Below are 24,625 nucleotides of genomic sequence, written 5' to 3'. Positions count from 1 at the left end.
AAACCTCAAAATAAAAAAGCGACCTACTTTGAGGTCGCTTTTCATTGCACTATTGTTAAGTAGTACATCGATGAAGTGGAAATACTCAGCCTAAAACTTGATGTTAAGAACATCTTGTTCTGACGTGTCCACTTTCAACTGACTGCGAGATTCTATGTACTCGATTTGCTGAACATCGAGCGAATATGGCATAACGACTCGCAATTCATTGATCCCTTCATGTTTAGCTAACTGGGTTAAGCGGACCAAATTGGATTCATCACTTTTACGAGAAGACATCGATTTTAATGCGGCATCCCACAACCGATCTTCAGGCTTGCTCAATTCCGCAATGTTCTGTTTCCACATCAAACCGAAAATAGGCGCGATGGTGGCAAATGCCTCTAAAAAGGTCCATTTTTTACTACCTGTCGCTCCTAAAAAGCTAGTGTAGTCGAATTCAATGCACGTCTTTCCTTGTTGATCCATTCTATGCCCCCGACACTCGAAAATGAGATATACCAAATATCGTTCAACTGTTTTGATATAGCAATGGGATATAAAACATTCGTCTTTTATGCCCTAATTTACATACAAAAGGAAATATTAAAACCAGCTTTGTAACAACTGATGTACAGCTTCGCCATATATAAGCATTCAATTGATTAATATTTCAATTAAGAAACTAAAAACAACACGCAAGTAACGCTATCAATATGAAATCATTATAGATTCACCAAGAAAATATCAATTCTTGTCACAACGTCATCCGCCGACCTACTTTACATCAATCACTCGACTGGCCTTTTTATACTGTATCTTCCAACCAGCCCAACGTGGCAGCTCCCAACGCTTCGGGTCCCCCTTACGGTTTCCCTCTCGATAAACGACCTGTACCAGCTTGCGAGACGCGTAATACTCAACATCCAGTTGGAGTTCTGGCAGCGAAAGTTCTAAAGGGTACTGCTCCGTGAAATCGTCGTATTCCCATTCTGGAACACCGTTAAATGTTAAGTCTTCCGGTTCAAATAACGCCATATCATCGACATTTTCAACGCCTAATGTTTCCAACTGATCCTTTAACCAGCTAGAAAATGTCAAGGAGGCCAAGTCGTTAACCTCTTCTCCTTCGACATTAAGGCCCAATGCGTTGTAGAGTTTCCAGTGTTGGATTTGCTGTTTTCTTTGAGAAGCAAAACCTGGTAACAGTGTCTCGTCTTCTATCATTTCGACAATAGACTGAACAGCAACATCACCTTTTAACGCTTGATGTTCAGTACAGATTGTTCGTCCGGCGTAGACCAGGTGCATTGTTGCTCTTGGCGTCTCTTCTTCATAATTCGTCTCACCTTGTTGCCACTCCCCAAATTCAAGTTCGCGTAATAATGTCAGCGGGATAGGCATCATAACCGATGCGAGGTTCAGTGTTTGCTTAACGCCTCGTCCTGGCACGCTATGGCTATCTAGCACGATGGCCGCTTCTTCTTTATCAGGAAAGCGGCTGTTACGCCCAACCAGCATCTCGACTACGCCATTTCCTAGGGCATCTCTTCGACGAGCTCGTCGGACAAACACAAGCTCAGGGTGCAATGAGGCGATGGAGAAAAAGAGCGCTTCACGTTTATATCGAGAGGCAACGTCAAGTTCCGGTAATTCAAATACTTCTCGCATTTGTTTCGCTAAACCTTGTGCCTCTTCGAGTGCGCTGGCATCAATGACAATGCCCGGAAGTCGCTCCCCCCGAACCAAACGGATCAACAAAGAGGCATCACATCCGCATGGCTCCTCTTGAGATAGAAGCTCAGCAACTTCACCACTTTGTCGCTGATAGAGCTGCGCAGGCACAGATAAGGCGGCAGCCAAATCAATCATTGCTTCCTTCTCTGGCTTCGCTTGAATTCTGGTAACGAGATCGGCAAACAGTGCATCAATGGGTAGTGGATATACTTTTCTCCCGTGCTGCGTGACATTGCCATCCTCATCAATCGCTTCCATGGATAACAACGTCGAATGAGATGCCTCTAGCGACTTTTCTGGAATTGAGTCGAGAAAATCGAGTGTTGAGAGACGGTACCCACAACAAGCCGCTGCCAGCATGGGCTCGACGAGCTCTTCTCTGTGTAATTCTGGAGGCGTCACTAATTCTAAAGGCGCGTGCTCACCATATAGACGAATACAAGCCCCTTCGGTAACGCGACCTGCTCGCCCCATTCGCTGCGCGGCACTGGCCTTAGAAATGTTGGTTAACGTCAGTGCTGTACGTCCATTTCGTTGTACAGTTCTGCGCTCTAAGCCGCTATCGATTACCACCCGGATATTAGGAATGGTCAGAGAGGTTTCTGCGACATTGGTTGCCAATACGACTTTCCGTTGCTTTTGTACCGTCAACGCACGATGTCGTTCTTCATCACTGACCGAGGCATGAAGTTTAACCACCATGACATCGCCACAACTTTGTAGCATCTGAGCACATTGGGTGATCTCTTTGCGTCCAGGCATGAAAACAAGAATATCGCCATCTTCATCTTCCAGTGCTTCTTTTACCGCTCCGACAACCTCCTGTTCACATCCCTTTTTGTTCGGTAAATAGCGGCTGTCTGTAGAACGATGTGTCACCGTGACTGGAAAGCAACGTCCCTCCGAACTCAGGCGCTTAGCATTCAGGTAACGAGCAAGCTTTTCGCCTTCTAAGGTAGCGGAAGTGACGATCAATCGATGTTGATTTTCTTGCTTCAAAATGGCGGTTAATAGATCAATATCCCAGCGTCGCTCGTGAAATTCGTCCACTATCACGACATCAAAGTCTGCTAGCTTGTTTTCCGAAAACCAACGCAGTGCAACCCCCGGAGTCACAAATACAACTTCGGTTTTTTCATCAAAGTAGGCATGAAGCTTGATCGCGTAACCGACTTTGCGACCTATTGGCTCTCCAGATTGCTCCGCAAGAAATTCAGCCAGCGAGGTACAAGCAATTCGACGTGGTTCAATAACCAGAACGCGTCCGTGCTTTGCCGCCCACATGGGCAAGCGGGTAGATTTACCCGACCCGGTTTCGGCTTCCACCACAAGATGGTTAAGGCTTACATGATGGTCAAACTCGGCTTGCAGGCTGTCGATAGGTAGTTGAAACATAGAAATTGGATTTGATTTGATGATGCAAAACATTATACCCAAGTAAAAAAATCCTGCTTTAGGTATCTCTAAACAACCAATATTGCCGATATTTTCGTCGGTATCTGAATTTTTTTGCGACATTACATTGATGTGCATCAACGCATGTTTACAACTAAATAGTGAACCCGTTAAAATTTGGTGCGCATCCTTCAACCCTACATAAGGCACCCAATGAACAACGATAAACGCCCACTATATATTCCATATGCGGGTCCGGCTCTTTTAGCAACCCCTCTTTTGAACAAAGGCAGTGCATTCTCTGCTGAAGAACGTAGTTCATTCAACTTAGAAGGTCTGCTTCCAGAGTCGACCGAAACTATCCAAGAGCAGGTGGAACGTGCCTACCAGCAATACAAAAGTTTCGAAAGCGATATGGATAAGCACATTTATCTGCGTAATATCCAAGACACCAACGAAACATTGTATTACCGCCTAGTGCAAAATCACATTTCTGAGATGATGCCTATCATCTACACACCGACTGTTGGCGCAGCATGTGAAAACTTCTCTAACATTTACCGTCGTGGTCGTGGTCTGTTCATTTCATACCCAAACCGTGACCGTATTGACGACTTGCTGAACAACGCAGCAAACCACAACGTTAAAGTGATTGTTGTGACAGATGGAGAACGTATCCTTGGCTTGGGTGACCAAGGTATCGGCGGCATGGGTATTCCTATCGGTAAACTGTCACTATATACCGCGTGTGGTGGTATCAGCCCTGCTTACACGCTACCAATCGTGCTTGATGTGGGTACCAATAACCCGCAACGCTTAGCTGATCCGATGTACATGGGTTGGCGTCATCCTCGTATTACGGGTGCAGAATACGATGCATTTGTAGAAGAGTTTATCCAAGCGGTACAGCGCCGTTGGCCTGATGCTTTGATCCAGTTCGAAGACTTTGCTCAGAAAAATGCGATGCCTCTTCTAGAGCGTTACAAAGACCGCGTGTGTTGCTTCAATGATGATATTCAGGGTACTGCAGCTGTTACTGTTGGCTCTCTACTTGCCGCCTGTAAAGCAGCAGGAACTCAGCTTTCTAAACAACGTATTACCTTCCTAGGCGCAGGGTCTGCTGGTTGTGGTATCGCAGAAGCGATCATCGCACAAATGGTATCGGAAGGAATTTCTGACGAGCAAGCTCGCTCACAAGTTTACATGGTTGACCGTTGGGGTCTGTTACAAGAAGGCATGCCTAACCTTCTTGATTTCCAACAACGCTTGGTGCAAAAGCATACCAATACGAAAGAGTGGGAAAATGAAGGAAATGGCTTCTCACTACTCGATGTTATGCGTAACGCCAAGCCAACGGTACTAATTGGTGTTTCTGGTGCGCCTGGCCTATTTAGCCAAGAAGTCATCGAAGAAATGCATAAACACTGTAAGCGTCCGATTGTCTTCCCACTGTCGAACCCAACAAGCCGCGTGGAAGCGACACCGAACGACATCATTCGCTGGACAAATGGTGAAGCACTGGTTGCAACAGGTAGCCCATTTGAGCCAGTGGTTCATGAAGGTCGCACTTACCCTATTGCACAATGTAACAACAGCTACATCTTCCCAGGCATTGGCCTTGGTGTACTTGCTGTCAATGCAAAACGTGTCACTGACGAGATGCTAATGGAATCAAGCCGCGCGCTCGCAACATGTTCTCCTCTAGCAATCAACGGTCGTGGGGCTCTACTTCCACCACTAGAAGAGATCCACTTAGTATCGAAAAAAATCGCATTTGCCGTTGGTAAAAAGGCAATTGAACAAGGTGTCGCATTAGAAATTACTGATGAAGCATTGAACGTGGCAATTGAACAGTCGTTCTGGCAACCTGTTTACCGCCGTTACAAACGCACTGCGTTCTAAGCTTGAGACAATTCGTTTAATAATTAGCCCCTACCATGTAGGGGCTTTTATTTTTTTATCATCCTAACCAGATTTTGGCATAAATGGGCTTCTCTCTTTTTGTTTCTATCAGATATGATGAGAACTACATTTTTAGTTAAGGATATAAAACGTTTTGTTGTTTTCTCGCATAAGATCAAAGTGGAAGCTGAAATTTTCCTGGAAGCGATTTGCTTTGATTTTGTCGATCTCTGCACTTAGTCTGCTTGTTTCTGTTATTGCCATCGACCGGTGGGTGGTTTTACAAGCCAAAGAGAGCATTTTCACTGAATACGAGCAAATCCCTCAACATGAGGTTGCCGTAGTTCTTGGTACCAGTAAATACATCGGAAAGATCCTCAACACTTACTACACTCATCGCATTAATGCGGCGATTGAGCTTTACAACCAAGGCAAAGTAAAACAGTTTTTATTGAGTGGTGATAACGCCCACCGTTCATACAACGAACCGTGGACAATGAAACGCGACTTACTTAAAGCAGGCGTGCCTGAAGAAGTGATTCACCTTGATTATGCTGGCTTTCGTACCTTAGATTCGATTGTACGAGCAAAAAAAATTTTTGCTTCGGAGCGATTTCTGATTGTGACTCAACGCTTTCACTGCGAACGCGCACTGTTCATCGCTGATGCTTACAGCATTGATGCACAGTGTCTCGCGGTAGCAGGGCCGACGGCCAACAAGCAAAAAACATCGATGCGTGTTCGAGAACTGCTAGCCCGTGTGAAAGCGTTTTTAGACCTGTATATTATCAATACGCAGCCTAAGTTTCTTGGCCCTCAAGAACCTATCGTCGCAGTAAAAGAGCCAAATAAAGCAGCTAACGAGCCTCTTCAAGTCCCCGTCGAATAGAGGAATAACGTGGCTCACAAGCCTAGTAACATTTCTATAAAACAAATGGGTAGTTTTCTACCCATTTCCAATTCTCAACATCACACTTTCTAATTTGCTCTACGATTCAGGCAAAACTCTTTTTCGCATTCAAAGTAACATTTCATCAATAAATAACTACAAGTCAGTTACTTTGCCATAAAAAAACCGACAAAAGGCAATGCAAAAGGAGCACTACCCATGACCGCACTCGCTGTGACATTGAAGAATTGGTTCTTCACTCGCAACAGCATGATTTTGAACGCGAATATCCTATTGTTCATTATCTTGTTTAATACCTTACCCTTTGAACCACAAGTAGTAACCGGCCTGAGCATCTTAGTTTTTGTTGCTATTTTGTGGCTAACCGAAGCGATTCACGTCAGCATTACTGCGCTGCTCATACCACTACTTGCGGTATTTTTGGGTGTGTTCAACACTCAAGCCGCACTGAATAACTTTTCCAACTCCATCATTTTTCTATTTTTGGGTGGTTTTGCACTAGCTGCGGCTCTACATAAACAAAAGTTAGATCAAGCTATTGCAGATAAAGTACTATTGCTGGCAAGAGGAAAAATGTCTGTCGCTGTATTCATGCTATTTGGTGTGAGTGCTGGCCTGTCAATGTGGATTTCAAACACCGCCACCGCCGCGATGATGTTACCGCTTGTGCTGGGTGTGATGACAAAGCTAGACGCTAAGAAAAACCACAACACCTTTTTGTTTGTTCTACTCGGTATCGCTTACAGTGCTTCAATTGGTGGTATTGCAACACTGGTTGGTAGCCCACCAAACGCAATTGCAGCAGCTGAAGTTGGCCTTAGCTTCACTGAATGGATGAAGTTTGGTGTACCTATTTCCCTAGTATTAATGCCAATCGCTATCCTCGTATTGTACACGATGACTAAGCCTGACCTTAGCCACAAGTTTGACCTTGACCATCAACCAGTCGAATGGACAAACGGCAAAATGATTACGTTGGCGATTTTCTTACTGACCGTGACGTTGTGGATATTCAGTAAGCCTATTAACGCTATGCTGGGTGGCTTCGCGAAGTTCGATACTCTTGTAGCTATTGGCGCCATCCTTCTACTTGGTGCTTCTCGCGCCGTCGAGTGGAAAGATATTGAGAAAACAACCGACTGGGGTGTGTTAATCCTATTTGGTGGTGGTATCTGTCTGAGTAACGTCCTAAAAGCAACCGGAACAAGCGTATTTTTAGCTCATAGCTTGTCAGGCTTCCTTGAGCAAGCCGGTATTCTCTTAACGATTCTTGCAGTGGTTGCTTTTGTTGTCTTCTTAACTGAGTTTGCGAGTAACACCGCCAGTGCTGCGCTACTTGTCCCTGTATTTGCGACCATTGCAGAAGCCTTAGGCATGTCTCCGGTTATTCTCTCTGCACTGATTGCCGTCGCTGCATCTTGTGCATTTATGTTACCTGTTGCAACACCTCCAAACGCGATTGTGTTCGGTACGGGTCATATCAAGCAAAAAGAAATGATGCGAATTGGTTTCGTATTAAACATTGCCTGTATTGCTGCACTAACGCTTTTCGCTTGGTTGTTCTGGTAAAAATAGCAAGTTCGATTAGCACTACACTGCTGCTCACGGTAATCGTATCGATAACCCAAACTTCCCCCCTAAGTGGTGTTCAGCAGTTTCCCTCTTGGTGGCCAGTTGGCCACCTTTTTTCTTTCCTTTTAGTGAACGGCTATCAGGCTTGCTTCTTTTCGCAAGCAAGTAAACCATAATGAGCTTCCACTCGGTTGCGACCATTGCGCTTCGCCTGATACAGCACTTCGTCAGCTCTCGCCATGGTTTCTGAGACGCGTTCATTCTGCATTTGGGCAACGCCAATACTGCAAGTTAATGATTCACCGTGCACCCACAAATGATCCTCCACATTTTTGCGAATCATTTCTGCCTTCTCTAACGCTTGTTCAATATTGGTATCAGGGCAAAATACGACAAACTCTTCGCCGCCCCAACGAACGAGTCGATCGCCTGAGTAAATAGAAGTCGCTACCACCATGACAAATTCGCGCAATATGTCATCCCCCATTTGGTGCCCAAATTTGTCGTTCACCTTTTTAAACTTATCCAAGTCCAAATAGAGAATACTGAAGGTGTTATGCCCCCAGCGAACCTGACGAGATTGTTGTTCCAGCCAGTGTTGCACACCATATCGGTTCATCGCGCCCGTCAAAGCATCTCGATGCGCTAACTCTGCAAACTCGTAGTTTTGAGCTCGCAAAGTATCATTCACCTTTTCCAAATGACGGTGACGCTTTTGCGCTTTTTCATAAGCCACTCTATTTTTTCGTAACTCATGCAGTGAAAAAGCCAGTCCAAGCGCCATCCAAGAGAGTAATAATGCATACAGCAATGTTTCTTGCGCAAGGTAAGCGCCTTCAAACTCAATTTTATCAATCACAATTCTATGTTTACCAAGTGCCGCACCAGACCCAGTTGCAATATCAATACGTGTGATGTTTGAAAATTCAGGTGCAGAGTGTTCAATCGCGACTCCGTTATCTACTAACCACCAGGTCATCACCTGAAGATTTTTAATCGGAATTTCGACAATATCGCTCGAACCCGACGGAGAAAACTGCATGCCATTATATTTAATGGTGTACTCGTCGTCCGGCTTGGAATACTCAGAATTATAATTGCGAAGATACAAACGTAGGTCGTGGCTAGGGTTAGCCCCTATTCCTGCCTCTTCATATCGCACCTTCAATCGAATCGTATGGTAGTTGGAAAGGTCAATACCCTGTGTTGGCGTTGCTGAATCGGTATAAACCGAGATTCCGCAGTAAGGCCAAGCATACGAGCTCTGCTTTAGTTCACAGCTAAGAACTAGGCTTTGCCGATCGTATGTGATATCTGCCTCACTCACACCTCCTTCACTGGCATCTTTAGTTGCATAGATATTGAAATGCTCAGGTGTAATGGTCAGCTTTCGCGTATCGCCAAGCACACTATAAAGGGCAACCAAACTGATAGTGCAAATAGAAAGAGCAAAGATAAAGTTATGGATCCACTTCATGGGCAAGTGACCTGCTGAGATTATATGCAATACGTGAGGTTCAATAATTTCAAAATGAAATCAAGGTAATTTATCAAGAAATAAAATCACTTTCTCATTCAATTCTTAGTTTCGACACATAGTAACGGATTTTGAACCGTTATCACGTTTTAAAATTTCTAAAAAGTGCAGCTCAACTTCTATTTGCGAAGCATTTCACAGCCATAATTTTTAGAAAATAAAACACGATGCATAATAATTTAGTGCAAGACATTTACTTTAAAGCTCCTGTCAACCCTGCATCTCTTCTCCACTTCAGTATATACTGTGCAAAAACACAATAATGAGTAATGTCATGTCATTAATTGCAACTGGCACGCTAAACAAAATGCGTGCTTCTCTGGACGGTGCCGTCAACTACCGTCTTCCTGTCGGTGAGGAAGAAATCGACTTAACTCCGTTTCTGGGTAAAACGCTCACACTGACTCACACTGGCAATATTTTTTGTTGCTCATGTGGAAAGAAAACGAAAAAGAGTTATTCGCAAGGCCACTGTTTTGTATGCATGAAAAAGCTAGCAAGCTGCGACATGTGTATCATGAAGCCAGAGACCTGCCACTACGATCAAGGGACTTGTCGCGAACCACAATGGGGTGAAGAGAATTGCATGGTGGATCACTTTGTCTACCTGTCCAACACATCCAGCTTAAAAGTTGGTATTACTCGTCATACTCAAATCCCGACTCGTTGGATTGACCAAGGCGCGACTCAGGGCTTGCCAATTTTTAAAGTAAAAACTCGCCATATCTCCGGTTTAATTGAAGTTGAACTGGCGAAACATATCGCAGACAAGACCAATTGGCGCACACTGCTTAAAGGTGACGGTGAACCTATGGCATTGCAGGGCCGTTTTGCTGAGCTATTGCCTTTAGTCGAAGAGAAAATTGCCGAGATAAAACAGCAATTCGGCGAAGATGCCATTGAAGTATTAAACGAAAGCATTACCGACCTTAGCTACCCGGTACAACAGCACCCAACGAAGATCATTTCGCATAACTTCGATAAAAACCCGGTTGTTACTGGCACTTTGCAAGGCATTAAAGGTCAATACCTCATCTTTGATACTGGCGTTATTAATGTAAGAAAATTCACTTCCTATGAAGTTGAAGTTAGTGAGTAATCGCTTGTAAAACGCGTTGATTCAAATAAAAACGAAAAAAGCTCGAGTTTGACTCGAGCTTTTGTTTTTCTATCAGGAAGAAATCGTTAGTTATGCGTCAAGGATGCTTTCTAGCACATCGAATAACATATCGACTTCTTCTATTGTGTTGTAATGCATACAACCAATTCGCACTACACCACCCGATTCTTCTAAACCAAGTTGACGAACTAAGCCCAACGCATAAAAGTGACCATTCCATACACAAATGTTATGTTCACCCAGTGTTTTCGCGATGAACTCTGGAGAATATCGTTCAAACGTTAGCGCAAAAGTTGGCGTGCGGAGTTGGCTATCTTCCTTTGCGATACCGAATAGATTGACACCATCTAATGCATTCAAACGCTGTAAGAAACGCTCACTCAATCGCTGCTCATGTTGTTCATACAGTTGGTAGCTTTGCTCCAACCGTTGGCGAAGAGGTAAACCGACTTCACCAAATTGAGCCAGATACTCAACCGCAGAAACGACACCAGCAAGACCTTCAAAACTTTGCGTTCCTGTTTCAAATCGACCTGGACCTATATTAGTGGCAGGCTCGACTTTGTATGGGCGAATACTGTGGAGCCACTGATCGGCTATGTAAGCAATACCAACGTGCGGTCCGAAAAACTTGTAAGCTGAGCAAGCTAAAAAGTCACAACCTAACGCTTGAACATCAACCAAATGATGAGGCGCATAATGGACGGCATCCACATAAACTTGTGCCCCAACATTGTGCGCCATGCTGACTACATGCTGTACATCCACAATAGAGCCCGTCGTGTTCGATGCATAAGTCACAGCGACAAGGCGCGTTTTATCAGAAAGAAGGCGGCTTAAATGCTCCATATCCAGCGTACAATCTTCTTCGTTGATACGAACTTGATGAACCGTAACGCCTTTATCTTCTGCCGCTTGCTGCCAGCTGGATACATTTGAATAGTGATCCAAAGCGGAAACAATGATCTCATCTCCTGCTTGCCAATCTCGACTAATCGCGCGACTAAGCTGAAAGGTTAGTGAGGTCATATTGGCACCGAAGACAATATTGCCAGATGAAGGGGCATTAAGTAGAGCCTGAGCCGACTCACGCGCATTTTGCATTACGTCAACAGTCACTTGGCTAGAAAAATAATGCCCGCCTAAGTTAGCGTTGAAACGACCTAAATACCCTACCATGCTGTCTAGTACTGATTGAGGCACTTGTGAGCCGCCTGGACCATCAAAAAACGTCACGGGCTTGTCGTTGTGGTATTGAGCCAACGCCGGAAATTGCTCTCTGATCTGATTAAGATTGAAGTTCATTACGCTTATCCGTAGCCGTGAGTACAAATACATCCATATGGCCCGCTTCGTCATCAATAACAGAGCGGATTGGGCACGCGTTATGCCACAGCTTGCTATCAGCCAAGATTGCGACCTCTCCGGTTTCTAGCACTTTACGGAAAAATGGGGCTTGGTTATGGCTGCTGTACAGCATGATGTCGCCACCGATGATGTTATGGCGTCCCACACCAACCATTGCAATGTGATCAAAACCGTCTTGGTGCACACCTTCAGGTGCTACTTGGGTTTCTTCTTCCAGTGCCCTGATACGGATTTGGTGAATTTCTATTTCTTGACCGTTTGGCAGATGATTCGCATTGACAAACAATTCACACATTTCTCGAAAGCCATCGCTGGTAAGAATATCCTTCTCAATTGGCTCGAATTGTCTTACTACATCACCTTGAAATCGGTTGATATCAGAGGATTGAACAAAGCTATTTTTATTTAAGTCGATGACTTTGCCGTTATCAAAACCAACCACAGAATAACGTCGTAGTCGATACTGACCATCTGCATGTTCGGTACGAGGCAGTTCTTCAAACGATGGGGAAAGCTGCTCAATTGCTGCCATGCTGAGCTGTGTTAAATGTAGAGTATTCTCACGTGAATGTAACATCATTTGCTCCTTTAATGAGGCACATTAATTAACATTTAATTTACACGCTAGGTTACGCAAATATTCTGCAATTACCAGCTTTTAACGTTGATAGCTTCAACAAAACAACAAAAACAACATATCAAACCAAATGAAGCCAAAAAAATAGAGCCATGTTTCAGTTTTACGCTTTGACAATATTTGAAACTAGACTTCTCTACTACGAATAGAATTTTATGCTAGAAGTCAACGTTCTCTATCAATATTTAGTGGGTTCTAATCTATAACCAATTATTCGATCACAATCGTTGTTTATGCTTTTAAAGCACTAAGAATTTCCATACAATCGAGGGAAATGTTACGCCCTTTTGGAGCCATAATGAGCGACGTAAAACACTGTAAATTATTAATTCTTGGTTCTGGTCCTGCAGGATACACAGCTGCCGTCTACGCAGCGCGTGCAAACTTAAACCCTGTGCTTGTGACGGGAATGCAACAAGGTGGTCAGCTAACCACCACAACTGAAGTTGAAAACTGGCCAGGCGATGCTGAGGGACTGACAGGTCCAGCATTGATGGATCGCATGAAAGAACACGCCGAGCGTTTTGAAACTGAAATCGTATTTGATCACATCAATGAAGTAGAGCTATCACAACGCCCATTTCGTTTAAAAGGCGACTCAGGTGAGTACACTTGTGATGCCTTAATCATATCTACCGGCGCATCAGCAAAATACCTTGGCCTTGAGTCTGAAGAAGCATTTAAAGGTCGCGGCGTTTCTGCTTGTGCAACCTGTGACGGTTTCTTCTACCGTAATCAGAAAGTTGCAGTTGTGGGCGGTGGTAACACGGCTGTTGAAGAAGCGCTATACCTATCTAACATTGCGTCAGAAGTTCACCTGATCCACCGCCGCGATTCATTCCGCGCAGAGAAGATCCTTGTGAAACGTCTGATGGATAAAGTTGAAAGCGGTAATATCGTTCTTCATACCGATCGCACTCTCGATGAAGTACTGGGTGACGATATGGGCGTAACGGGCGTCCGCATTAAAGACGTGAACAGCGGTGCGACAGAAGATATCGATGTAATGGGTGCATTCATCGCAATTGGCCACCAGCCAAACACACAAATCTTTGAAGGCCAAGTAGACATGAAAGATGGCTACATCATCGTTCAATCAGGTCTTGAAGGCAACGCAACACAAACTAGTATCGAAGGTGTATTTGCAGCTGGCGACGTAATGGACCACAACTACCGTCAAGCGATCACCTCTGCAGGTACAGGTTGTATGGCTGCATTAGATGCTGAACGTTTCTTAGACTCACTTGGTGACAAATAACTTTTCACATTTGTGTCATATCCTTAAAGCCCAGCGGTATTCCCGCTGGGTTTTCTTTTGTATACTACCGCCTCATTAAAACAATTATCATTAAGCCTTCACGATGGATAAGAAAAAGCAAAGCAGCTTGAATAAGTGGCTGAAGCAACAAAGTAAGTTAGCCAAGCGCTGGCTTATGATTGCGATAGGCCTAGGCGTACTTTCAAGCGTGTTTTTATTGGCTCAAGCAGCCCTGCTCGCCTCCATTCTGCACCAGTTAATCATTGACCAAGTCGACAAAGCCGACCTCATTTGGCATTTTGTTGGGCTCGGTGGCACGGTTATCGGTCGAGCTGCTTGTACCTGGGGTCGAGAGCTTGCCGGTTACCGTTGCGGGGAGCAAATTCGAGTTTATATTCGCCAACTCATTTTAGATAAAGTTCATAAACTTGGGCCAGCTTACATCAAAGGCAAACCTGCTGGCAGTTGGGCAACGCTCATCTTAGAGCAAGTAGAAGATATGCAAGATTTCTTCTCACGCTACTTGCCTCAAATGTCATTATCGGTACTAGTGCCTTTCATCATTTTGGTTGTCGTATTCCCAGTAAACTGGGCAGCAGGCTTGATCTTCCTGGTCACTGCACCACTAGTGCCTATTTTCATGGCACTGGTTGGGATGAAAGCCGCAGAAGCAAACCGTAAAAACTTTAAAGCGATGCAGCGTTTGTCGGGTCACTTTTATGACCGCTTGCAAGCAATGACAACCATTCGCTTATTCGATAGAACAAAATCTGAAACTGAGACGCTAAAGGGTGCTTCAGAAGTCTTTCGTACTCGTACCATGGACGTTCTGAAAATCGCGTTTCTGTCTTCTGCGGTGTTAGAGTTTTTCACTTCCATTTCTATCGCAATTACCGCTGTCTACTTTGGCTTTAGTTATATCGGGGAGCTGGACTTCGGCTACTACGGCACAGGTGTTACGCTCTTTGCTGGTTTGTTCATTCTGATTCTTGCTCCAGAGTTTTATCAGCCATTACGTGATTTGGGCACGTTCTATCATGCGAAACAGCAAGCGGTTGGGGCAGCAGAAAGCATTGTCGAGTTTCTGGATTTGGAAGTCGATCAAATCAAAGATGGTACCCAAGCGTTAGATAAAAACAGCCCTATCCATATTGAAGCGGACCAGTTAACCATTTTTAGTCCGGAAGGTAAGCAGCTCGCAGGTCCCCTATCCTTCTCTCTTGAAGCCAACAAAAGTACGGCTTTAGTTGGACCAAGTGGCGCAGGTAAAACAAGCTTGGTAAACACCATCCTCGGTTTCATGCCTTATCAAGGTAGCTTGAAGATTAATGGTTGTGAATTGTCGCAACTGGATCTAGCCACATGGCGAGAGGCAGTAAGCTGGATTGGTCAAAACCCGATGCTATTACACGGTAGCATTCGAGATAACATCACACTAGGTAAGCACAATATTCAGGATGCAGACGTACATTCTGTGTTGAATGACTCTCACGCTGCTGAATTTGTTGAAATGCATGGGTTGGATTATCCGATATCTGATCGTTCTGGTGGTTTATCTGTCGGCCAAGCGCAGCGTTTAGCACTGGCTCGCGCCATGCTACAAAATGGTCGTTTTTGGTTGTTAGATGAACCAACCGCAAGCTTAGATGCTCGCAGTGAAAAACTCGTGATGGAAGGCATTAACAAGTATGCGCATGCCACAACGAATTTGATGATTACTCACCAACTTGCGCCTTTACAAAACGTATCGCAAATTCTTGTTATGCAGGACGGCCAGATTGTTCAACGTGGTGATTACGCCACACTGTCGACAGAATATGGCTTATTTAAAGACATGTTGGAAGCGAACCTCGCACAACGTGAAACAGACAAGGGGAACTTAGATGCGTGATTTACTCCCTTATCTAAAACTCTATAAGAAACACTGGTTTGGTCTTTCGCTAGGTATGCTACTGGCATTTCTGACCTTAGCGGCATCTATTGGCTTATTAACGCTATCAGGTTGGTTTATTTCAGCCGCAGCGGTGGCAGGCTTGACGGTTGCTCGTGAGACCTTCAACTACATGTTACCAGGTGCCGGGGTACGCGGCGCTGCAATGGCTCGAACCGCAGGTCGATGGGGAGAACGTGTCGTTAGCCACAATGCAACGTTCAAGCTGCTTACCGATCTACGTATCTTCTTCTTTAAGAAACTTGCACCACTGATTCCGGGTCGTGTTTCTACGATGCGTGATGCCGATCTGCTCAACCGCCTAGTAGCGGACGTAGATGCGATGGATCACGTTTACCTTCGACTTATCAGCCCTGTCGTGATTGGTGTTTTTGGCATATTGAGTTTAACGGCTGTCCTGGCGTTCTTTGATTGGCATCTCGCGCTGCTGCTTGGCTCGATTCTTACCGTCATGTTGTTTGTATGGCCAGTGTTGTTCTATAAACTTGGTAAAAGTAATGGCGAGAATCTCACTCATCATAAAGCGCAATTGCGAGTGGCGACACTGGACTGGCTTCAAGGCTACAGTGAACTGAGTATCTTTGGAGCAGAAGAACGTTATCGTAATCTCATTCTAGAGAAGCAGAAGCAGTTGCTGTCTAACCAATTTGTGAACGCGAATTTAACGGGCATGGCTTCAGGCCTGCTTATGCTGGTGAACGGCCTTACACTGGTTGTGATGCTTTGGTTTGCTGCAGACGGCGTAGGTGGTCGTGCTCCTGATCCTTGGATTGCGCTGTTTGCGTTTGCAACCATGGCGAGCTTTGAGATTCTGATGCCTATCGCGGGCGCATTCCAGTATCTCGGTCAAACGTTGACCTCTGCTCGTCGTTTAAATGAAGTAATTTTGGCTGAACCTGACGTTGTCTTCCCTGAGCAGTCGAAACATAAAGACACAACGTTAGACATTGAATTCGACAACATAGATTTTACTTACCCTGACGGTCAGCAAAAGGTGCTGAAAGACTTGTCACTCTCACTACCGTTGGGCACTAAAACTGCAATTGTAGGTCAAACAGGTTCAGGTAAATCAACACTGATTCAGCTTCTTTGTCGCTACTGGGATGTAAACCAAGGTGAAGTTCGAATCGGTGGTACAAAACTGCAAGATTGGAGCGAGTCGGACCTGCGAGCAGCAATGACAGTGGTCAGTCAACGCGTAGATGTACTAAACGGGACACTACGTGACAACTTACTCATGGCCGCTCCGGACGCAAGTGATGAGCAACTGTCTACTATTTTACAAAAAGTCGAGCTTGGCGGACTTCTTGAAGAGCCGGGTTTAGACGCTTGGTTAGGCGACGGCGGTCGTCAGTTATCTGGTGGTGAGAAACGCCGAATCGGTATTGCTCGAGCATTGCTACGTGATGCCCCAATCCTACTCTTAGATGAGCCGACTGAAGGCCTCGATAAGCGTACGGAACAAAAAGTGATGGCGCTTTTCAATGAACACTTTGCTAATAAGACAGTAGTATTCATTACACACCGACTGATAGAGTTAGAAAGTATGGATAGCATCTGTTTGATGGAACAAGGTGAGATCATCGAACAAGGCGACCATCCAACGCTACTCGCTCAAAAAGGTCGTTACTACCAGCTATTACAATCTCTATAATTCGATTTTCAGTGACGAGAAGGGCTCATCAAACGATGAGCCCTTTTGTTATTCCTGTATTATTAGTTACCTAATTAAGCACGTATACAGTGCTGATTTACCGACCAGATTTTTTGAGATAAGCCGCCATTTCATCTTCCGGAACCATGCCCCCACCTGTTGCCCAAACAAGATGTGTTGCGTTTTTGAGTTTTTCTTCGTCAAATTTCATTCGAGACTGATAAGCATGGTTATTCGAGACGTGCACTGCCCCAATCATACCGGCTAATGCAGAAGGCTCTAGATTAATACCTTCCAGTTCACTTAACTCACCCAAGTGGTGATACATACGAGCGTCATCAATGGTGTAAAAACCATCAAGTAGCCTTTCCATCGCTCTTCCGACAAATCCCGAGGCACGCCCGACTGCCAAACCATCAGCGGCGGTGATGTTATCGATACCCAGATCTTGCACCGAAATATCGTCATGCAAGCCTGTATGTACGCCCAACAGCATGCACGGTGAGTGCGTTGGCTCCGCGAAAATACAATGGACATGCTCGCCAAACGCTACCTTCAAGCCAAATGCCACGCCACCAGGCCCGCCGCCAACACCACAAGGAAGATAAACAAACAATGGATGATGCTCATCAATCACGATTCCCAAGTCATCAAACTGCTGCTTAAGACGCTCACCCGCAACAGAGTAACCTAGAAACAGCGTCCGTGAGTTTTCATCATCGATAAAGAAACAGTTGGGATCTTTTTCTGCCTCTTTACGACCTTGCGCGACAGCAATACCATAATCTTCTTGGTGCTCTACGACATTAACACCATGTGACCGGAGCTTATTTTTCTTCCATTCCCGCGCATCCGCAGACATGTGGACTGAAACTGAAAAACCCAGCTTCGCACTCATGATGCCGATGGACATACCAAGATTGCCGGTTGAGCCAACCGCAATACTGTACGGCTTAAAAAACTGCCGAAACTCATTGCTGAACAATTTGCTGTAATCATCGCTTTCACAGAGCAAGCCGGCTTCAAACGCCAACTTTTCTGCATGAGTGAGCACTTCATAAATACCACCTCTCGCTTTGATCGAACCAGAAATTGGCAAATGACTGTCTTTTTTGAGCATTAAACGGCCCAATATTGGCGTGTCGTATTGCTGCTCCAAACGCACTTTCATATTGGGAATATCCACCACTGCGGACTCAATAACGCCACGCGACGTTTCCGTTTCGGGAAACGCTTTCATCAAATAAGGCGCAAATCGTGTTAGCCGTTCACTCGCCGCTTGAATATCTTTTTCATCTAACCCGACATGAGGTAAGCCTTCCTCCAAGGAAGTGATATGGGGGTTGAACCAACAAACCTCTTCAAGATCAATAAGTGCAGCCAAGAGTGGGAACTGCTTAGTCAGCGCTTCAATATTTGCCTTGGTCATTTTACCTTCCTGGAATGATGTGAGTTGAGATAAACAAAAGCGCCGCAATAGCGACGCTTTGGAGAACAACTATCAGTTTGAGCTTACGCGTAGTTTTTCTCAAACTCTTGCATGAAGTCTACTAACGCTTGAACACCTTCTAGCGGCATTGCGTTATAAATGGATGCTCGCATACCACCAACTGCTCGGTGACCTTTTAGCGCTTTCAGCCCTTTAGAGTCTGCTAGCTCAAGGAAGGTTGCATCCAGTTCAGGCTTAGCAAGTTGAAATGGCACGTTCATCAAAGAACGGTTTGCTGAGTGCACGCCATTACGGTAGAAATCAGACTGATCGATGTAATCATACAGTAGCGCGGCTTTAGCGCGGTTCACTTGCTCAATTGCTTTTACTCCACCCTGTGCCTTCAGCCATTTGAAAACAAGACCAGACAAGTACCATGCAAATGTTGGTGGCGTGTTGAACATTGATTCTTTTTCTGCCAAAACAGTGTAATCCAAAATACTTGGTAGTACCTGCTTCGCCATACCTAATAAATCATCGCGCACGATAGCAATAGCAATGCCGGAAGGACCAATATTTTTCTGAGCGCCCGCGTAAATCACACCGTATTTAGACACATCGATTTCACGAGAAAGAATTGTCGAAGACATGTCAGCAACAATCGGTTTGTCGGTGATAGGAAGATCGTTAATCTCAATACCATCAATGGTCTCATTTGGACAGAAGTGAACGTAAGCCGCTTCTGGAGCAATTTTCCATTCACTTGCAGGTAGAACCGCGACTTTCCCGTTGATTTCTGTTTTTGCATCAAACACGTCTGGTTCGCAGTATTTTTTCGCTTCAGCTACCGCGCTTTCAGCCCAATAACCACCATCGATGTAAGTTGCCGTATCGGCATCACCAAGTAAGTTTAGAGGAACAGCAGCAAACTGAGCACGAGCACCACCTTGGCAGAACAGCACTTTATAGTTGTCCGGAATATTCAGAAGATCACGTAAATCCTGCTCGGCTTCTTCTGCAACTTTGATGAACTCTTTGCTTCGGTGGCTGATTTCCATGACCGAAGTACCAAGGCCTTGCCAATCGATTAGTTCCTGTTGTGCTTGCTGCATAACTGCTTTAGGCAGACCTGCTGGTCCTGCACTGAAGTTAAATACGTTGTCCGTATTTTGTTCCATGATGCTCATTGCTCCTGCTATGTAAATATTACGAAATTAATATCACGTTTTTGCAGTGATAAAAACAAGAAAAGAGGTCTTACGACCTCTTTTTAAAGACTAAGCGTTGAATTGGAACAAATTCGCAACAACACGAATTACTGTTGCTGCATCAAAGCAGGCATAAGTAGAGCCACCAATGGGAACTCATGCCCATTTTCGAACTTCAATTTGCCTTCACCAATTTCTGCTTTTAATTGATAACCGCCCTCTACTTTTTCGATCAACTCCATAATAAGGAGCTCATCAATCCCTTCTTGAATAAATGGGTAATGCGTTACTAATTCATCAGAGAAGTAAGTGCTAAGTTCACCAGTAGTGGCCGTCACCAACTTCATTGGATCTTGAGTAATATGCTTAGTACCTTCAGGGATGGATAGTTGCCACTCGTTGTGGAACTTGCCGTCACCGAACGCGAGTGAAAGCTCGTTCACGGATAAATCAAAACCTTTGCTAAACAGCGTATCCACATGCGGCAATAAATTCGCAATTTCCTGCTCATCTAACATAGGAGAGCCTTGATAGATAGACATAATTTGATCAAAAGACTGGCTATCCACATCTGCAATTGAGAAATCCAACTTAAAGTTATCGACATCCGTCCCATCAGTTAAACGTAGTTTCTTAGCATCTAGGTTTAATTGACTGTTCAGCTTATCACCAGACTCACTCATCGTAGTGTTACCACGGTAGCTCGCATTTTCAATCAAAAAGACAGGCGTCAAGTTCGCATCAACCACATCCAGCTTCTCTAGAGAGAAAGATTGCTCGCCTAACCAGTAGCCTTTTGCTTGCTTTCCTTTACCTTGCCCTGTCAATGCATTCAGATGAAGCTCTTCACCGTTTTCAAAATCCACTTGAACAGAAGGAACGGAAACTTGGTAATTGAGATCACCCAATACCGTCACATCACCTGTTACTTTTGCAGGGCTTGTAGAAACAGAAACACCTTGCGCTTCGTTACGATAATGCCAACTGTCTAGGTCGAGGATAAATGCTGTATTGCCATTTAATTGAGTCTGGCTATGCATCGTGAGAGGCAAAAAGTCATTGTCCACCAATTTTGAATCTGCTGTTAGGCTTGTTAGACCGTGGCTAACATCACTGGTTACGTCAAACGTCGTTGGCATACCATCACGCTCTAACTGCGTTTTAAGCTCAGGATCAACAACTGAATAACGAGTCAGCACGACTGAAGACAAATAGCCACGCTGATACTCGACCACTTCGCCTTTAATCATTTCATCATTCATATTGGTAATACCATCTTCAATGATGGACTGACCAATTTGTCCGACAGCCAATGGCCAACACAGTGCTAATGAGATAGCACCACCAATGGCGCCGATTTTTTTAAGATTTTGCATAACGTCACTTATTGGATATTTTCGGTCAGTCTACCCCAAACCACCTGCGGAGAAAACATTGAGACAAATCAGACTATTGATGCTTATTCTAGTCCATTAATCAGGAATCATACTTGGCTCCCACTCATCATGTCCTTTTATTGTTAAAGTTTGCGTGGCGAAGTTTTAACCGGAGCTAAAACATCTGTGAATCGTTATGCTGTGTTGTGTCTCGACAACAACCCAATCAGTGCTGAACAGTTTCGATTGGAGCTGTCTGCCTTCTCAAGTAAGTTTGATATTTTTTCTGTCGAATCGATAGAAGAGGCTCAAAGCGCTTTAGAGTATCTAGAAGAAAGAGAACAGACTGTTGCTTTAGTTATAGCGAGCCATCACGCTCATTTTAACGGCGTGGATTTTCTTATTGGTTTAGACCGGATGTCACATACCGAGCAAGCAAGAAAAATTCTTATTAGCTGCTCGTCTGATATAGAGGCAATTCTCACTGCCGTTAATGAGGGCAGGCTCGACCACTGCCTCACTAAACCTTTGCCAGATCACGTCTTATTTAACACAGTGCAAAAAGAGCTGACCCAATTTATCTTGCGAAATGGCAAAGAAGACCTGCTAAGTTACAGTCAGATATTGGATCATCACAGCTTGTTGCGAGCGCACATCAATAACCAGATGAGCCATTATCAAGCCGGATTCTTACACGACTACCACTCGATGTCTGATGCCGAGTTAGCCGAGCAAGTGATCTCCGCTCTCCAGCAATTTTTTAAAGATAATGACGAAACAAGAGCGTGCCGTACATACTCACCTGAACACTTGTTAACCGTGGAAGGCGAGCCAAATAGCTTTTTGTGGTTTATCACCGAAGGTGAAGTGGCTCTGTACAAGCGCGATGAGCAAGGCATGCAGCGAGAGGTTGTACGCCATAACAAAGGGAATATTGTCGGAGGCATGTCGTTTGTTACTGGGGAATGTTCTTTCTCGACAGCTCTGACACTAACCAAAACAGAAGTTATCAAACTCGATCGCAACGTATTCAATAAAGTGATGCAAAGCGACTCAAACTTACTGCCTCTTTTTACAAACTTGCTCTTACGCCACTTCAACCGCCGATTGCAAAGAAGCATCAACACCAAACTGCAACTTCAAAAAACGCTCGAATCTTTAGAATCAGCCCACCAGCAGCTCATTGAAAGAGAAAAAATGGCGATGCTTGGCCAATTGGTTGCGGGAGTGGCACACGAACTAAACAATCCAGTAGCCGCGATATTAAGGGGCGTAGAGAATTTAACGCATACGCTAGAACGATTACTTAACGATGCGCCCAGTTCCGATATACAAAGCAAAGGCATTGAATTACTGAGCAAAGCGCAAACCTCAAAACCCGCTTCAACCGCTGAGCTCAGATCACGCGTAAAAGCGCTTAGCCATACTCTTCCAGACCGAGCATTGGCCAAAAAAGTGGTGAGCCTTGGATTAGAGTCCGATCAAGAGCTACTTACCCAACTAACGAGAAAGCAGCAAGCGTCTTATCATGCTCTCAATACACTAGAGCAATACCACAAAGCAGGTTCTACACTTCGCTCAATTAATGTCTGTGCAGCACGAATTGCTGATATGGTAAAAAGCCTGAAAGGATATGCTCGGTCAGATGATGAAACCCTGCACTATGCTGATATTCATGAAGGTATTGAAGACACCTTGGTGATTTTCGAGAACAAATTAAAAATGCACCAAGTTTCAACCGACTATGCAAACTTGCCTTCCATCCTTTGTCAACCGATCGCACTCCAACAGGTGTGGACGAACTTGGTCTCTAACGCCATTGACGCATTTCCAGAAAAAGGGGTGTTAAACATACAAACACGCCTTGTAGAAAAAGAGCACACACATTATGCCGTTATCTCATTTGAAGATAATGGATGTGGCATTCCTGAGTCGCAAAGAGACGCCATTTTCGAGCTGAACTTCACCACAAAAAAAGAAGGTAACTTTGGCTTAGGCATCGGGCTGTCCATCTGCCAGCAAATCGTAACAGCACACAGAGGGTGGATTGACGTCGAATCAGAGATCGGCCAGTTCACACGAATGACCGTCTGGTTACCAGTCATCGAAAAAGGAGATGAAACATGACCAAGTATCTAATTTTATGTGTCGATGACGAACGAGAAGTCTTGGATAGCGTGCTCCAAGATCTTGCTCCCTTCGAGGAGAACTTTGTCGTCGAAGGAGCGGAATCGGTGACTGAAGCTCGGCAGGTGATTGAGGAGATGGCGGAAGAAGAAGTTCAGCTTGCGCTCATTTTATGTGACCACATTATGCCGGAACAAACTGGGATCAGCTTCTTAATCGAACTCAGTCAAAATGGTGACACAAAAGCAGCGCGCAAAGTTTTACTCACAGGACAAGCTGGTTTGGAAGACACCGTAGAAGCCGTAAATAACGCGAGTCTCGATTATTACATTGCCAAACCTTGGAAAGGCGAAGCATTGAGAAAAGCAATCGTGTCTCAGCTTACCGCGTTTGTGATTGAGAATGATGATAACCTGCTATCCTGGACTCAAATCCTTGATTCTGAGGCAATCCTCAACGCCATGGCAGAAAGAAGAGCAAGCTTTGGCGAGTAATAAAGTGTTTGGTTCTAACTTGAGCTCAACGATGCTCATTGCACCACCTAACCTCGCATAGTCGAATGAGGTTAGAAAAACATCGTTACTTGTCCGAGTGAAATTCTCGGACACTACGTATATGGCGTGGTTTTTGCTTAAACCAAGGAACTATTAAGTTAATTGACAAAACATCGACACATTTTTGTTGGTCGTCGACCTTCCTTTTTATTATGATGTCGGACAAATCAGATTACGGTTCAAGTGGTTGCTTGAATCCATGGAAATAATGAACAAGGTTTATCGTTAGTTATGCGTAAAACACTATTAGCCGCTGCCTTACTAGTGGCATCAAGCCATGCCCTAGCTGCAAACGATCGCAATGCGCCAGCAACTATGAGCAACTTTAGCTACGACTATTTCGAAGCACGTATTGGCGCAAGTCCTGTGACATTTGGTGCTGGATTCAGCAAATCAATTCACCCGAACGCGCATGTTATTGCTCGTATTGACTCTGAGTTTGAAAGTGATTTTGATTCAGCTGCAGGCTTTGGCTTCCATTCTCCGCTAAACAACTGGGCAGATCTTACTGGTGAAATGCTAATGCGCGTTGTGCAACCTTCGAATGAGAGCAGCACAGATGTTGGTATGGAGCTTAACTTAGGTGTTCGCCAATGGTTGGGCCCTCAATTAGAAGTAGGCGGCAAAGTCGGCTACGTTTCTATCGATAACGATGACGATTGGACTGGCTCTGCCTACGCTCGATTCCACTCAACAGAGCTTTTCTCTTTGGGTGCTGAAGCACGTATCAACGATTTTTACGGTGATCAGGTAATGTTCACTACGCGTTTTAAGTTTTAAGATTTGTGCTGTAGGAAAAGAGCAAATTAAAAAAATAAAAACCGAGGTCTCTGCCTCGGTTTTTTTGTCTAATTTAATGACTAACTCAATGAAGTGGTAAAAAACTTCAACGTCCTTTTTCCGCTTTTCAC

The 24,625-nt window shown here is 44.7% G+C and carries 18 protein-coding genes; 10 read left to right on the top strand and 8 right to left on the bottom strand.

Annotated elements, in window-relative coordinates; translation table 11 throughout:
- Positions 1-90 precede the first annotated feature (90 nt).
- Positions 91-468: a hypothetical protein gene (locus R7O03_RS06795; RefSeq protein ID WP_005377965.1), complete on the bottom strand. Its 378-nt coding sequence runs from the start codon at positions 466-468 to the stop codon at positions 91-93.
- Between the two features lie 288 nt (positions 469-756).
- Entirely contained in the window at positions 757-3,111 is a 2,355-nt protein-coding gene (locus tag R7O03_RS06790; RefSeq protein ID WP_213969558.1) for a helicase-related protein, read from the bottom strand.
- Positions 3,112-3,324: 213 nt separating this feature from the next.
- Here R7O03_RS06790 and R7O03_RS06785 point away from each other — a divergent pair, with 213 nt between their 5' ends.
- The 3 genes from R7O03_RS06785 (at position 3,325) to R7O03_RS06775 (ending at position 7,492) form a co-directional block, all read left to right on the top strand.
- Complete coding sequence (locus R7O03_RS06785; RefSeq protein ID WP_005377977.1) at positions 3,325-5,013, top strand: NAD-dependent malic enzyme; 1,689 nt, start codon at positions 3,325-3,327, stop codon at positions 5,011-5,013.
- Between the two features lie 154 nt (positions 5,014-5,167).
- Complete coding sequence (locus tag R7O03_RS06780) at positions 5,168-5,902, top strand: vancomycin high temperature exclusion protein (protein WP_005388862.1); 735 nt, start codon at positions 5,168-5,170, stop codon at positions 5,900-5,902.
- Positions 5,903-6,121: 219 nt separating this feature from the next.
- Positions 6,122-7,492: an SLC13 family permease gene (locus R7O03_RS06775; RefSeq protein WP_017634863.1), complete on the top strand. Its 1,371-nt coding sequence runs from the start codon at positions 6,122-6,124 to the stop codon at positions 7,490-7,492.
- A 142-nt stretch (positions 7,493-7,634) separates the two neighbouring features.
- On the opposite strand, the gene R7O03_RS06770 is transcribed toward R7O03_RS06775, so the two are convergent.
- Positions 7,635-8,972 (bottom strand): GGDEF domain-containing protein, encoded by a 1,338-nt coding sequence (locus R7O03_RS06770; protein ID WP_258497377.1) that lies wholly within the window; start codon positions 8,970-8,972, stop codon positions 7,635-7,637.
- 334 nt (positions 8,973-9,306) lie between these two features.
- On the opposite strand from R7O03_RS06770, the gene R7O03_RS06765 reads away from it, so the two are divergent.
- Positions 9,307-10,131, top strand: a complete 825-nt coding sequence (locus R7O03_RS06765; RefSeq protein WP_206949104.1) for a DUF2797 domain-containing protein — start codon at positions 9,307-9,309, stop codon at positions 10,129-10,131.
- Positions 10,132-10,221: 90 nt separating this feature from the next.
- Here the strand turns inward: R7O03_RS06765 and R7O03_RS06760 are convergent, their stop codons facing one another.
- Positions 10,222-11,457 (bottom strand): cysteine desulfurase-like protein, encoded by a 1,236-nt coding sequence (locus tag R7O03_RS06760; protein ID WP_318131605.1) that lies wholly within the window; start codon positions 11,455-11,457, stop codon positions 10,222-10,224.
- Positions 11,441-12,097, bottom strand: coding sequence for a 2OG-Fe dioxygenase family protein (locus R7O03_RS06755; protein ID WP_005377989.1), 657 nt, complete (start codon positions 12,095-12,097; stop codon positions 11,441-11,443). The genes R7O03_RS06760 and R7O03_RS06755 overlap by 17 nt, the downstream gene beginning before the upstream one ends.
- Before the next feature lie 358 nt (positions 12,098-12,455).
- On the opposite strand from R7O03_RS06755, the gene trxB reads away from it, so the two are divergent.
- The 3 genes from trxB to cydC all read left to right on the top strand — a co-directional run bounded on the left by trxB (position 12,456) and on the right by cydC (position 17,020).
- Positions 12,456-13,415 carry a thioredoxin-disulfide reductase gene (trxB, locus tag R7O03_RS06750; RefSeq protein ID WP_005377991.1) on the top strand — a complete coding sequence of 320 codons (960 nt, stop codon included), beginning with the start codon at positions 12,456-12,458 and terminating at the stop codon, positions 13,413-13,415.
- A 103-nt stretch (positions 13,416-13,518) separates the two neighbouring features.
- Complete coding sequence (cydD, locus tag R7O03_RS06745; RefSeq protein ID WP_238765147.1) at positions 13,519-15,306, top strand: heme ABC transporter permease/ATP-binding protein CydD; 1,788 nt, start codon at positions 13,519-13,521, stop codon at positions 15,304-15,306.
- A complete protein-coding gene (cydC, locus tag R7O03_RS06740; RefSeq protein WP_053303181.1) occupies positions 15,299-17,020 on the top strand; it encodes a heme ABC transporter ATP-binding protein/permease CydC in 1,722 nt (573 codons plus the stop codon). Before cydD ends, cydC begins: the two co-directional genes overlap by 8 nt.
- Before the next feature lie 97 nt (positions 17,021-17,117).
- Here the strand turns inward: cydC and R7O03_RS06735 are convergent, their stop codons facing one another.
- The 3 genes from R7O03_RS06735 to R7O03_RS06725 form a co-directional block, all read right to left on the bottom strand.
- Positions 17,118-18,449 carry a D-serine ammonia-lyase gene (locus tag R7O03_RS06735; RefSeq protein WP_239931986.1) on the bottom strand — a complete coding sequence of 444 codons (1,332 nt, stop codon included), beginning with the start codon at positions 18,447-18,449 and terminating at the stop codon, positions 17,118-17,120.
- Between the two features lie 83 nt (positions 18,450-18,532).
- Complete coding sequence (serC, locus tag R7O03_RS06730; RefSeq protein ID WP_005378000.1) at positions 18,533-19,627, bottom strand: 3-phosphoserine/phosphohydroxythreonine transaminase; 1,095 nt, start codon at positions 19,625-19,627, stop codon at positions 18,533-18,535.
- Between the two features lie 137 nt (positions 19,628-19,764).
- Positions 19,765-21,033: a DUF945 family protein gene (locus tag R7O03_RS06725; protein WP_239931985.1), complete on the bottom strand. Its 1,269-nt coding sequence runs from the start codon at positions 21,031-21,033 to the stop codon at positions 19,765-19,767.
- 186 nt (positions 21,034-21,219) lie between these two features.
- Here R7O03_RS06725 and R7O03_RS06720 point away from each other — a divergent pair, with 186 nt between their 5' ends.
- The 3 genes from R7O03_RS06720 (at position 21,220) to R7O03_RS06710 (ending at position 24,494) form a co-directional block, all read left to right on the top strand.
- The gene (locus tag R7O03_RS06720; RefSeq protein WP_239931984.1) at positions 21,220-23,160 is read left to right on the top strand and encodes an ATP-binding protein; all 1,941 of its coding nucleotides are present in this window, start codon (positions 21,220-21,222) and stop codon (positions 23,158-23,160) included.
- A complete protein-coding gene (locus R7O03_RS06715) occupies positions 23,157-23,654 on the top strand; it encodes a response regulator (RefSeq protein ID WP_005378005.1) in 498 nt (165 codons plus the stop codon). The genes R7O03_RS06720 and R7O03_RS06715 overlap by 4 nt, the downstream gene beginning before the upstream one ends.
- A 291-nt stretch (positions 23,655-23,945) precedes the next feature.
- Positions 23,946-24,494 carry a hypothetical protein gene (locus R7O03_RS06710; protein ID WP_005378006.1) on the top strand — a complete coding sequence of 183 codons (549 nt, stop codon included), beginning with the start codon at positions 23,946-23,948 and terminating at the stop codon, positions 24,492-24,494.
- Positions 24,495-24,625 lie beyond the last annotated feature (131 nt).

Source organism: Vibrio sp. Vb2960 (assembly GCF_033337665.1).
In the GTDB taxonomy this organism is placed as follows: Bacteria; Pseudomonadota; Gammaproteobacteria; order Enterobacterales; family Vibrionaceae; genus Vibrio; species Vibrio alginolyticus.
Note: the sequence above shows the minus strand (reverse complement) of the source record. Positions and strands in the feature narration are given on the sequence as shown.